Consider the following 12,715-nt stretch of genomic DNA (forward strand, 5'->3'; position numbering starts at 1 on the left):
AGCGCGAGCGAGCCGACGTGGGCGCGCGGCCGGTCCTCTACCCGCGGGGCCAGCTGCTCTCCGTGGATCAGCACGCGCCCCCGGACCGGAGGATGGAGACCCGCGGCGCAGCGCAGCAGCGTCGATTTCCCTGAGCCCGAGCGGCCCGCCAGGGCGACGAGTGCCCCGGTCGGCACGACAGCGTCAAGTGGGCCGATGGGAGCGGTGTACGGGTGGGCCACGGCGAGTGAGTCGAAGGACAGGCCGGCAGGTGTCCATGCCGGTTCGGGTGCCTGGCGCGTCGCCCCCCGGCCCTCGTCCGCCGGCGGCGCCCCCTGTCTCAGGCGACCGTCGTCCACCGTCACGACTCTCCCCCCGACCGCGCGCGCCAGGCGGGCGTCATGGGTCACCAGGACGAGAGTTCTGCCCGCGGTCACGGAGAGGATTAACTCGGTGAAGGCCCGGGCGGTGTCCGGGTCGAGTCCGGCCGTGGGCTCGTCGAGCACCACTAGACCCGGGTCGACGGACAGAGCCCGCGCTATGGCCACCCTTCGCCGCTGACCACCACTGAGCTGACCCGGTCGGCGCCGCAGCCAGTCCTCGTCGACGGGCAGGCCCAGTTCCCGCGCGTAGTTGATGCCCAGTCCCGGGCGGGCCGCGTTCTCCTCGGTGAGCTGATCGATCCGGCGCCACGGCGTCAGGGCAACGCCCGGGTCCTGGTCGACGAAGCAGCTGCGACGACGCAGCAGGCGGACCTGCCGGGCGCTCGCCCCCAGTGCGTCCACGCCGTCGATGGTGACAGCACCAGAGGCCACGCACAGGCCGGGGGAGAGGTCGCCGAGAAAGGAGCGGGCGAGGGTCGACTTGCCGGCTCCGGACGGTCCCACCAATACCAGGCGTTCGCCGGGTTCGATGTCCAACCGCGGTACCTCAAGACGCGGCGAGCCTGTCCGGTCCCAAATCACCAGGTCACGTACGGAGAGGGCGGAGGCGGTCACCATCAGATCGTTCCGTGCCCTTCCCTATCGGCGAGCAGCGCGGGCGGCACCGTCAGTAGCGCGATCCCTATCGCGGGCACGATCACGGACCACGGGTTGAGGGTCACCCCGGCGATCGAATCCCGGACGGTCGACGCCCAGTCGTCGCCGCCCCCACCCAACCCGCCGCCGAGGAACGCCAGCGTGCTCACCAGGTAGACGGCGCTGGTGAAGCGCACGGACAGCTCGGTGAGCAGCGGGCGGGACAGGCCCGGGACAACCTCCCGCACTGTGACATCCAGTCGCGTCCGTCCCTCCGCGCGCGCGACCTCGACGAACCCGGAGTCGAGAAGGGGTGCGCTCGCGGCTTCCAGATATCGCGAGCTCACCGGAATGAACAGGACTGTCGTCACCGCCCCCACGACCACGGCCGAGCCGTTTCCAGCCGTCGCCACAACCAGGATGATGAGCACCGGGGGGAGGGTGACCAGCACGTCGGTCGCAAATCGAACGACCGGCCGCAGCGGGGGGATCCAGGCGAGCGTGAGGCCGATGACGGCTCCTGTCGCGGTTGACAGGAAGGCTGCCGTCACGGAGATCGCGACGAGCGGCAGGTTGCCGTGAAAGGCCCGCGCCAGGACGTCCCGTCCCAGCCGGTCGGTACCCCACACCGCATGGTCCTGGGTGAACGCTCCGCCGGCCACGCCGTCCGGGTCGGGAAATCCGAGCACCGGCGCCACGAAGGGGCCGAGTAGCGCGATCGCGAGGCCCGTCGTGAGCAGTCCGACGAGGGTTGCGCGGACGAGGTGCGCGTGTGTCACCGGAGCCACCGCCGGGGTGCGGACTCTGTGACCAGATCGGCGATGGCCAACGATGTGGCGGTGACTCCGGCCGCGATGGTCACCAGGGTGGCGACTGGGACGGTGTCGCGGTTCGCGATGAGGGTGACGAGCAGGCTACCGGCTCCCGCGTAGCCGAACGCCACCTCGACGACGAGTGACGCGCCGATGAGGCCGGGCACGGCGAGTGCGCAGAGCTGGACGATCGGCCCTGTGGCACCGGGGAGCAGGTGCCGCATGAAGACGGCCAGTGGCGGGATCCCGGCCAGTCGCGCTGACCGGACATGGGGTCGTGCGGCCTCGGCGGCCACCACGGCACGGACCGTTCGCTGAAGCCACGCGCCGACGGCCAGCCCGGCGGTGACCGCCGGGAGGATGAGTATTTGCGGCCGGTCGAGCGGGCTACCACCCAGCGGGACGAGCGAGACCGGGGGAAGCAGCCCGAGTTGGATCGAGAGAACCGTCACGAGGATCACCGCGAGGACGAACTCGGGGGTGGCGAGTAAGACGGCTGCGAAGAGGGAGGTCGTCCGGTCTGTGCGGGACCCGGCTCGGGCGCCGGCGATCATCCCGCCGCCGATCCCGGCCACCGCGGCGACAGGGATCGCCGCGAGCAGGAGTAGACCGGTCCGGGCCAGTGGTTCGCTGATCTGGTCGACGACCGGGATGCCCGAGGCCGAGAAACCCGGGTCACCCCGGACCAACCCGCCGAGCCACTCGACAAAGCGCTCGGCGACGGGGATGTCGAGTCCGAGTTCGGCTCGTCGGCGGGCGAGCCAGGAGGCGTCGGTGGTGACGAACGATGCAGTCGCGGCATCTCCGGGCAGCGTGTCGACCAACCAGAAGGCCAGCACGACGGTGACCGCGAAGGTGAGGAGAGCCTGGGCGATCCGCACCCCCGCTCGTCTGGGCTCCATCAGTCGGCGCGGGACCCGAAGAACGGCGCGGACTGGCTCGAGGGGACGTCGCCGGCGGCGTGTGTTGTGCCGTTGAGGAACGGTTGGTAACCCCAGATGAGCTGGCCCCCCTGCTCGGACACCTCCACGGCGAGCTCGGAGACCGCCGCCTGGCGTTCGGCGTCGTCGGTGATCGCCGCGGCGTCGGCGAGACGCCGGTCCCAAGCCGCATCGGCACCGAATCCGTCGAGGTTGAAGCCGCCCGCGGTACCCGTGGTGAACGGCAGTGCGGTGGCCGTTGACCGATTGACCCAGTAGATGGAGAACAGGGGGAGTTCCATCAGGGCCGGGATGTCAGCGAAGTAGGCCGCCGGGTCCCGACGGTCGAGCGTGAGGGATAGTCCGGCTTCGCGGGCCTGGGTGACCAGTAGCTCGGCGGCGTCGTTGAGGCCGGGGACCACGTCCGAGGTCACCAGGGTCAGCTCCTCGACCCCCGCCTGCTCGAGGAGGGTCCGCGCACGGGCCAGGTCGCGGGTGACCTCGGAGAGGTCTTCGGGGTAACCGCTGATGCCCTTGCCCAGGACGTCCTCGCCCACGACAGCGCCCTGGCCGAGGACGGTGCCGACGAGGCTCTCCCGGTCGACCAGCAGCTTGAACGCGGCGCGCACCCGCTCGTCGTCGAACGGCGCGACGCGGGTGTTGAGGATGAGCCCCAGAGCCTTGGAGTCCGCCGGACCACCCTCGGTGATCCGGGCCGGTTCGGTCACCGTGCGCGCGGCGGTGACCGGGAGGTCGTTGGCATAGTCGACGTCGCCGGAGACCACAGCGCGGGCTCGAGCATCGGGGTCTGCGATCGACCGCACCTCGAGTCGGTCGATGCCGACACCAGGGTGATGGGGGTTGGGCGTGAAGACCCACCCGTCCTCGGCCGATCCGGACTCGAGGACGAAGGGTCCCGAGCCGACGCCGCTCTCGGGGTCTCCGCCCTTGTACACCGAACTCTGCGGAGCCAGGACTGCCTCGACGAAGTCGGCCCGCGGCGCGCTGAGGTGTAGCTCCACGGTGCGCTCGTCGACCGCGCGGGATGCCTCGGTGTCGAGCGGGGCGAGGAAGGATCCGGCCATCGGGGAGGCGGCCGTGTAGACCAGCGAGGCGAGCGCGTCCTCGGCGGTCACCGGCGAGCCATCCGAGAAGGTGGCATCGGGCCGGAGCCGGACCGTCCACACATCGGCCGCGTCGTTCGAGGTGATCGACTCGGCCAGTTGGGGTACCGGCTCGTTGTCGAGGAGGACGACCAGAGAGTCGTAGACCGCGAAGATGCCGACCCACGCTCCCGGTGAGGTCGCTGCGGCGGGGTCGAGCGTGTCCCCCGGGGAGACCATCGCCGCTACGCGGACGGTGCCCCCCGCTCCGGTCGAGCCGGAGCCGTCCTCGGCCCCGTTTGCGCCCCCATCCTCGGTGGCGCAGGCGCCCAGGGTGAGTCCAGCGCCGGTGACGGCACCGGTGACGGCGATGAGACGGAGGAAACCGCGGCGATCCATGAGCGTGGTGGTCCTTAGGTAGGTGCGTGGTGATGGGTGGGGAGGGGCCGCGTCAGCCGAGACCGGCCTGGATGCGGAAGAGGTCCTGGTCGATCCACAGACCCGCGGCTTGCCCGGCGGCGACGGCGCGGGCCACGAAGGCGAGCGGTACGGGGTCATCGCGACGGCGGGCGCAGTCACCGGCGGCAAACACGCGCGGGTCCGACGTGCGCTGTTGCCAGTCCACCAGGATGTGCGCGCCCTCGGTCTCGACATCGAGTCCCAGAACGGAGTGCCGCGGCAGTTCGCGGGGGGTGTGGAACACCGCTCCGAAGGTGAGGTCCTCGCCGCCGGCCGAGACCGTCAGAGCACCGTCGGTCCCGGTGACCTCGGCGACGGCACGGTGATCGACGACGATTCCGTTGCGTGCGAGGGTCTCGTGGATCTCGTCGGGAACGGAATGGCCGTTGGCGAGCAGGGTGACGTCGCGGGAGAAGTGGGTGGCGAGATAGACCGCCTGCAACCCCGGTTGGGCGGGGTTCTCCGGGGCGTCGGTGAGGACGGCGAGCCGCCGCCCGTCGACCTCGTGGCCGTGGCAGAACGGGCAGTGGAAGACCCCCTGACCGAAGCGCTCCGCCACTCCGGGTATCCCGCTCACGTCGTCGCGGACTCCGGCGGTGAGCAGGAGTCGCTCGGCCAGAAACGATCCGCCGTCCGAGGTCTCGAGACGAATCGGCGTGTCGTCGTCGGTCACTTCGAGCCCCGACACGGTGGAGTGCACGATCTCGACGTTCGGATGGGCGGCGACCTCATCCATCCCCACACCGCGCAGCTGCTCGGGAGGCCGGCCGTCGAAGCCGAGGTACATGTGCATCTCGGTCGCGGGGGCATTTCGGGGCTGCCCTGCGTCGACGAGCACGACCGTTCGCTTCTGGCGGCCCAGCACGAGTGCTGCGGTGAGACCGGCCGGTCCGGCACCGATCACGGCGACCTCGACGGCCGGCGGGGTGGGCGATGACATGGCGGCTCCCTGGTGGTTGTGCGAGGACGTGCGGTCGTCCCCTCTCGCACTGGGGAGACGAGCAACGACTGTAAAGACTCTATTGATAACGAGTCTCATTATCAATAGAGTCGTCCGAGTGGCGCCGTGGCCCAGTCCGGACGGCGACTGCTCCCGTGTGAGTGAGAGGTGGGTTATGCCGTCGAATCGGTCCGTAGTCGCAGCTGCCGTCTGCGACGTCCTGGAGGTCGACTCGGTGGGGCCGGGAAAACTGGTGGACCTGGGGCTGGACTCTCTCTCGGCGGTACGGCTCCAGCGACTGTTGGTGGAACGGACCGGGGTGAGGATCCCCCTACGGGACTTCGTGGGAGACATCGACCTCGAGTCGCTCGAGCGGAGTTGTGCGGCCGCGCGGTTGTCGGCAGTGACGTCGGCGGCGGTGGTGCCCGCGGGCGAGGGCAGGGTCGACGATGAAGGGAAGTCCCCCGTCGACTCAGTGGACCGGGAGTCGGTCCCGGATACGTTCGCCCTGAGTCCCGTGCAGAGCACCTACTGGGTCGGCCGAGGCGACGACTATCCTCTCGGCGGGGTCTCGACCTACTTCTACTCCGAATACGAGGTCGTCACGCCTCCCGGTACGGACGCCCTCTCGACCGTCAGTGAGCTCGAGTCGGCGTGGAACCGTGTGGTGGCCCGTCACCCGATGCTGCGTGCGGTGGTCGGTCGTGACGGCGCCGGTCGGGTACTCGACGACCCGGGGGCACATCGGTTCGAGATCGTGGATCTGCGCTCGGTCTCGGAACCGCAGGCGGACGAAGAGCGGGCGCGGCAGGACCTGTCCCACCGTCGCGCGCCCGCCCACAGATGGCCCGTGCACACCCTCGCCACCGTGCTGCGCCCGGACGGATCCGTGGTCCAGTGCGTGGGTTTCGACGTGTTACTCATCGACTTCCCCAGCATCCGACGAGTTCTCGACGAGTGGGGCTCGGAATACCGACACGAACGTGGGGGTGCGGCCGCGCCGGGGCACGGGGTGGTCCCCCCACCCGCCGTGCCGCGCTCCGAGGCCGCCGAGCGCGACGCCATGGAGTTCTGGAGAGGGAAGGCGCACGACCTGCCGGGTGGACCGTGGGACACCGCGCATCTGCGAGCCGAGCAGCTCACACCCCCGCGCTTCCGGCGATCGGAGGGTCGGGTGGACTCCGGCGCCTGGGAGGATTTCCGCTCAGCGGCCCGTGCACACGGTGTCTCGCCCGCAGGAGCGCTAGCGGCGTTGTTCGCTCTCGCCCTCCGGCGCTTCGGCGCCCGTGACCGCTTCTGCCTGGTCACAACCCTGTTCAACCCCGAAGCCCGGGATGAACCGGGCGTGGGGGACACCACCCGGACCGCCCTCCTCGACACTGCTCGGACGCAGTGCGCCGAGGGGTTCGTCCACTACGCCGTGCGCGTGACCCGCAACTTCTGGGATGCGGTGGACCATTCCGCGGTACCGGCGTCGCGAGTGGTCGGCGAGCTGCTCGGGCCGTCGACCGGCATCCCCGAACACCCCGTCGTCTTCACCTCGTCCATCGGGGACCGCGCCGGGGCACGCACGGACGTCTGGCTCGGCCGCCGCGGGTTCGGGGTGTCCCAGACTCCTCAGGTCCTCCTCGACGCCATCCACTGGGAAGAGGACGACGAGCTCGTCCTGGCCTGGGACCACGTGGTCGGGGCGGTCGACGAGAGCATTGTCGACGGCATGCGCCGTGCGGTCCAGGCGGCCGTCGAGGTGTTGGCCCGCGACGAGGCCGCGTGGACACGACCGGGATTGTTCCTCGACCCCTGGGTCCGCACCCCGAGGGCGCGACCGGTCTCCTACGCCACCGGCCCGGGTCTCCACGAGCCGGTGCTGGCGGTGTTGGACGAGGACGGAACGCGGCGGGTGGTCTCGCAAGGGGACCGAGTCGCGGATGCCGACGAACTCGCGTCCATCGCGGCGTGGACCCGCGGTGAGCTGATCTCCCGGGGCGTCTCACCCGAGGAGCCGATCCTCGTCCAGCTCGGCAAATCGGTGGAACAGATCGGCATCGTCCTCGGGATCACCTCGGCGGGCGCCGCGTATGTGCCCGTCGACCCGGCGTGGCCGCTCACCCGCGTTGAACGTATCGCCGCCCGCGCCGGGGCCCGGTTCGCCTTCGCCGCCGAGGGGACGTCCCTGCCCGGCGGGGTCACTGTGATTCCCGCCGTGATCCAACGGCCGGTGGACGATGCGGTCCGTCCCGATCTCGCCTCTGTCGAGGGGACCGGGCTGGCGTACACGATCTTCACCTCGGGCTCGACAGGGGAGCCCAAGGGCGTCGCCATCGAGCACGGTCAGGCCAGGACGACGATCGACGATCTGGCCCGCCGGTTCGAACCCGGTCCGACGGATGTGGTCCTGGGCTTGTCCGCATTGAGCTTCGACCTGTCCGTGTGGGATATCTTCGGCGGCCTGTCCGCCGGCGCGCGACTGGTCCTGCCCGAACGCGGGTCGGAGGCCGATCCCGAGCAGTGGCTGCGCACTATCGAGACCGAGGGCGTGACGATCTGGAATTCCGCACCCGCACTGGCCGAGATGCTCGCCGATTATGCGGAATCGGATCCGGAGCGTGCACGCACGGCGCTGGGTTCGCTCAGGCTGGTGATGATGTCCGGCGACTGGATCCCGGTGACGCTGCCGGATCGACTCCGCGACCTCGCACCGCATGCCGTCGTCGTGAGCCTCGGCGGGGCGACAGAGGCCTCCATCTGGTCGATCCACCACGTCGTCGGTGACGTCCATCCGCAGTGTCCGTCCATTCCCTACGGCACGGCGCTGGACGGACAGTGGTTCCGAATCCTCGACGGCCCGGACGGGGAACCGGTTCCGGTGGGCGTCGCGGGCGAGTTGTTCATCGGCGGCCACGGCGTGGCACGCGGGTACCTGGGGGACGAGGAACAGACCGCGGAACGGTTCCGGGTCCATCCCCTCTACGACGAACGCCTCTACCGCACCGGCGACGAGGGGATGTGGTTGCCCGACGGGACCATCCGGTTCCTCGGCCGCGTCGACCGCCAGGTCAAGGTGAACGGCTACCGCGTCGAGCTCGGCGAGATCGACGCCGCACTCACGCGCCTCGACGGAGTACGAGCAGGAGTCTGTAGCGCGGTCGACGGCCCCGGCGGTGGCAAGCGCCTCGTCGGGCACGTCGCCCTGACCCCGCAATCCGGTCTCGACCAGCGTGCTATCCGCGCCGCCCTCCGGAACGCGCTGCCGGCGTACATGGTCCCCACCGCTGTCATGATTCACCGGGAGCTACCGGTGACGGCGAACGGCAAGATCGACCACAGAGCGCTTCCCAACCCGTTCTCCACCGCGTCGTCGACCCCAGGGACGGACACCGCCGCGCAGCCTGAACTGGCGCGGCCTGAAGCCGCGCAGCCCAGCCCCGTGCAGCCTGAACCCGAGCCGTCTCCTCCCGTGGCACTTGCTCCTATCGGGTCCGACGACACGCGACACGATGAGTCCGACGGAGCGCGCCTACAGGCGGGTGCGACAGGCACCGCAGTTCTGGTGCCCGAGCTGGCAGCTCTGCTGCCGGACGACGTGGATCCGGCTCTCGAACCGCTGGCTGCCGGGCTGGACTCACTCGCCGTGGTGCGCATAGCGAACCTCGTCGAGGACCTCACCGGCTCCCGGCCGGACCTCGAGGAACTCTTGGCAACACCGTTGGGCAGGATCCTCCGCGAAGACTCGGACCAGGGGCTCGGGCTCGAGCCCGGGACCCAGCCCGCTCAGACTGCCGCGGTCGTCGCAGCTCCCGCCACGCCCGCCACGCTCACCGTGCCCGCCACGCCGGTCGCGCCCTCTCCCGCCGCCCGGGCCTCGCACGAGTCGGGCACGGACCTCCTCGATATGGCCCGTGCCGGATCCGGCGTGGAGGTGACGATCGCCGCCGGAGACGGCCCGCTCGGTTCGCAGCTACTCGCGGCGGGCCGATGGCTGAGCCGGATCGAGCAGTCCGCGCCCGAGGAGGGGCTGGAGGTGGACGCCACCGCAGGTGGGCAGGACCAGCTCGTCGCACTGCGCCTCGGTCGGAGGTCCACGTTGTCGTTAGCCCCCGCGTCGCGGCCGCCAGTCCCGGCCGAGTCCCCGGTCCAGACGACACGTCCGTCGGGCGTCATCGACGCGCCCGCCACGGCTGATTACGTCGCGACTGCGCCCGCCGTGGCGGCTCCCGGAATGGCGGCGGTCACGAGCGCCCCGCTGACGGAGATGCAGGTGGCCTATCTCGTCGGCCGCGCGGACCCGTGGTTGGGTCGCCCGGTCGCGCCGCGCTACCGGACCGAGGTCGAGGTGGACGACCTCGATGTCGTGGCGCTCGAGCGCGCGCTGGACGCGGTCGTGGACGCCCATCCCATGCTGTCGGCACGAGTCGACGACAACGGCCGGCAGGTCATCGACAGCTCCGCACGGCCGAGACTGCAGATCGAGGATCTGAGCGCAGCGACGATCCCGGAGGTGCGCGCCGAGCGTGAACGCCGCCGGGTCGAGGAGATGTCCTGGATCCACGACCCCCAGAGCGGGCAGCCCTGGCTCGAGCTCCGCGCCGTACGGTTGCCGGCGCCGGCCTCGAAGATGTCCCGGTGGATGGTCGTTCTCATCCTCGACATGCTGTTCTGCGACGTGCGTGGAGCGGAGATCCTCGCCCGTGACCTCACGGCGGCGTACCGGGGCGACCCCGTCGACCAACCCCCGGTGGGATTTCTCAGCTGGGCGGATGCCCGCGCCCGTGCCAGCGTCGGTGCCTCGGCGCCACCGCAGATGGGAACGCCGAGACCGCCCGTCCTGCTGCCGGTCCGGCCCCCCGAGAACTCGGGTTTCACCCGTCGACGCCGCCAGATCGACCCGCGGACGACCACGGAGTTGATCCGGCGATGTGCAGTCCACCGGACCACCCTGGACGCGGTACTCGTCACCGCTTTCGGCGCGATCCTGGCCACCGACGACGGACACCGACCGCCGGTCGTGGTCACCGTTCTCGATCGCCCCGCCGAACACCGTGATGTCGTGGGTGAGTACACCTCGACAGTCGTCATAGACCCCCCGGACGGCCGGTCCACGAGCGAGCGCGCCCGGGCCGCGGCGACCCGCCTACTCGAGGGCGTCCGTGATCTCGGACGCGACGGATCCGGCCACGGCAACACGCGGATACGTGAACACCTCCGTTCCGGTGGCGGCACCGGCGTGCTGCCCGTCGTCTACTCCTCGGGCCTGACCGGGTGGACCGGCGGACCGGCCGCGTGTGATGCGCTGGCGGAGTTGGGTCAACCGGTCCACTCGATCAGCTCGACCCCGCAGGTGCTGATCGACCTGCAGAGCTTCCGCGACACCGACGGCTCGCTGCTGCTCGTCCTCGATGCGGTGGAGGACGCCTTCGTCGGCGGCGCGCTGGACAGCATCGTCGACCTCCTCGCCGCGACCGTGACGGCGCTGGCCGACGGAGACGACCGCTGGCACGAGCCCGGCTTCCCCTCGACGGCGACGCCGGGTGTGCCCCGACGCGATGTCGCCGGGCTGGGCCGTACCCGGCCCGCAACGATCTCGGGACGCCGCGCACCCGATGAGGGCGACCGCGGCCTGCTGACCCTCGTGCGCGAGACGGTCGCCGAGGTGCTCGGCCGGACCCCCGGGCACGACGAGCTGGATCGGGGCTTCTTCGAACTCGGGATGACGTCGATGGATCTCGTCCGACTCCGCAGGACACTCGCCGACCGAGGACACCGGGTGGAGCTCGCGGAGCTCTTCGCCCATCCCGACATCCGATCACTCGCCGCGGGCATGCAGGCCACACCGATCCGGGTTCTCAGCCCGGACACGAGCCCTAACCCGAGCTCACACCCCGGCTCGGACCGCGCCGGGCTCGCCACCGATCCCGATGCGCACGATCTGCTCGCGCAGGCCCGTCAGCGCGGGCGTCAGCGCCGCCGCATCCGGCAGGAGACCCTCTCATGACCCGTCCCGTCGATCCGAAACTGGCGCACCACGAGTCGGACATCGCCGTCATCGGGATGTCGTGTCGTCTCCCGGGAGCGCCCGACGTCAACGCGTTGTGGCGACTGCTGCTCGACCGGAGAGAGGGGGTGCTGCGGACCGATCGGGAGTCCGCCCGTCGTGACGGCGCGCCGTCGGAACTCGTCGACCACCCGGGCTTCGTCCCCACCGGATCGGACCTCGGCCCGATCGACGGCGTGGACCTCGCCGCGTTCGGATTCACCCGGCACGAGGCCAGGTACCTGGATCCGCAGCACCGGGTCTTCGCGGAGGAGGTGTGGCACGCACTCGACGACGCGGGCCACGGACACGGCTCGGGCGTGGACCGGGTGGGGCTGTTCGCCGGGTGCTCTCCTTCGGCTTACCTTCACCACGCCTTCCGGCAGTCCTTCGACCCGTCCGGTGGAACCGATCCGGCCAACGCCATGCAGATCGCGCTGGGGACCATGCCGGACTACCTGGCGACCGGGATCGCCTACCGGATGAACCTCACCGGGCCCGCGCAGACCGTGCTCACCGCCTGCTCGACCTCACTGGTTGCTGTCCACCTCGCGGCGGAATCGCTGCGCAGCGGCGAGTCTGACATCGCGGTCGCCGGCGGGGTCACCGTGCGGGTACCCGCGTCTCGCGGGTACGTCCACATCCCTGATGGTCCGTTCTCCGTCGACGGGCACACCCGGAGCTATGGCAGCGGGGCCTCGGGAGCCGTGTTCACCCAGGGGGCGGGCGCGGTCGTCCTGCGCCGGTACGGCGACGCCGTGCGGTCCGGGGACCAGATCCGTGCGGTGATCCGAGGCAGTGCCGTCAACAACGACGGAGCCGCCAAGGCCGGGTTCGTCGTCCCGGGGGTCGACGGTCACGCCACGGTCATCGCCGAGGCACTGGCCGGAGCGGGACTGGAGCCACGGGACATCGGGTACATCGAGGGACACGGGACGGGAACCCGGATGGGCGATCCCGTCGAGGTGGCGGCCTTGCACCGGGTCTTCGGGCGGTCGGAGCGGCCGTGGTGCCGGCTCGGCTCGATCAAGTCCAATATCGGGCACACCGAGGCCGCCGCCGGGGTGGCAGGACTCATCAAAGCGGTGCTCGCGGTCGAACTGGGAGTCATCCCGGCCTCGTTGCACTGCGCCGACCCCAACCCTGACCTCGGGCTCGACGGTTCCGCCTTCCGCTGCGCCGACACCACGTCCGACTGGGAGCCGGAACGGCCCCGCATTGCCGGGGTCAGCTCGCTCGGATTCGGCGGAACCAACGCCCACGTCGTCGTGGCGCAGTCCGAACGCACACCAGGCGCCGACCCCGACCCCCGCCCGCAGCTGTGGCTCCTCGGCGCGGCGAGCCGCACCGCGCTCGACGGGCTGATCTCGTCTGCTCGGAGCGCCGCGTCCGCGACCTCAGGTGAGCGCAGCGCAACCGCGATCCCCGACCTCGCCCACTCGCTGTCGCGTT

At 70.8% G+C, this 12,715-nt stretch carries 7 protein-coding genes; 2 read left to right on the forward strand and 5 right to left on the reverse strand.

Annotation, left to right across the window (positions count from 1 at the left end):
- The 5 genes from G6021_RS06250 to G6021_RS06270 all read right to left on the reverse strand — a co-directional run.
- A partial coding sequence (locus tag G6021_RS06250) for an ATP-binding cassette domain-containing protein (RefSeq protein ID WP_182640862.1) occupies positions 1 to 899 on the reverse strand: 899 nt, incomplete at its 3' end.
- Positions 900 to 979: 80 nt separating this feature from the next.
- The gene (locus G6021_RS17160; RefSeq protein ID WP_182640863.1) at positions 980 to 1,777 is read right to left on the reverse strand and encodes an ABC transporter permease subunit; all 798 of its coding nucleotides are present in this window, start codon (positions 1,775 to 1,777) and stop codon (positions 980 to 982) included.
- Entirely contained in the window at positions 1,774 to 2,712 is a 939-nt protein-coding gene (locus G6021_RS06260) for an ABC transporter permease (protein WP_182609325.1), read from the reverse strand. The genes G6021_RS17160 and G6021_RS06260 overlap by 4 nt, the downstream gene beginning before the upstream one ends.
- Positions 2,712 to 4,232, reverse strand: coding sequence for an ABC transporter substrate-binding protein (locus G6021_RS06265; protein ID WP_182609324.1), 1,521 nt, complete (start codon positions 4,230 to 4,232; stop codon positions 2,712 to 2,714). The genes G6021_RS06260 and G6021_RS06265 overlap by 1 nt, the downstream gene beginning before the upstream one ends.
- 52 nt (positions 4,233 to 4,284) lie before the next feature.
- Positions 4,285 to 5,232 (reverse strand): NAD(P)/FAD-dependent oxidoreductase, encoded by a 948-nt coding sequence (locus G6021_RS06270; protein WP_182609323.1) that lies wholly within the window; start codon positions 5,230 to 5,232, stop codon positions 4,285 to 4,287.
- A 175-nt stretch (positions 5,233 to 5,407) separates the two neighbouring features.
- On the opposite strand from G6021_RS06270, the gene G6021_RS06275 reads away from it, so the two are divergent.
- The gene (locus G6021_RS06275) at positions 5,408 to 11,224 is read left to right on the forward strand and encodes an amino acid adenylation domain-containing protein (RefSeq protein WP_182640864.1); all 5,817 of its coding nucleotides are present in this window, start codon (positions 5,408 to 5,410) and stop codon (positions 11,222 to 11,224) included.
- Positions 11,221 to 12,715: polyketide synthase (locus G6021_RS06280; protein ID WP_182640865.1), on the forward strand; the 1,495-nt coding region annotated here is incomplete at its 3' end. The genes G6021_RS06275 and G6021_RS06280, both read left to right, overlap by 4 nt.

Source organism: Dietzia sp. CW19 (assembly GCF_014145265.1).
Classification (GTDB): Bacteria; Actinomycetota; Actinomycetes; order Mycobacteriales; family Mycobacteriaceae; genus Dietzia; species Dietzia natronolimnaea.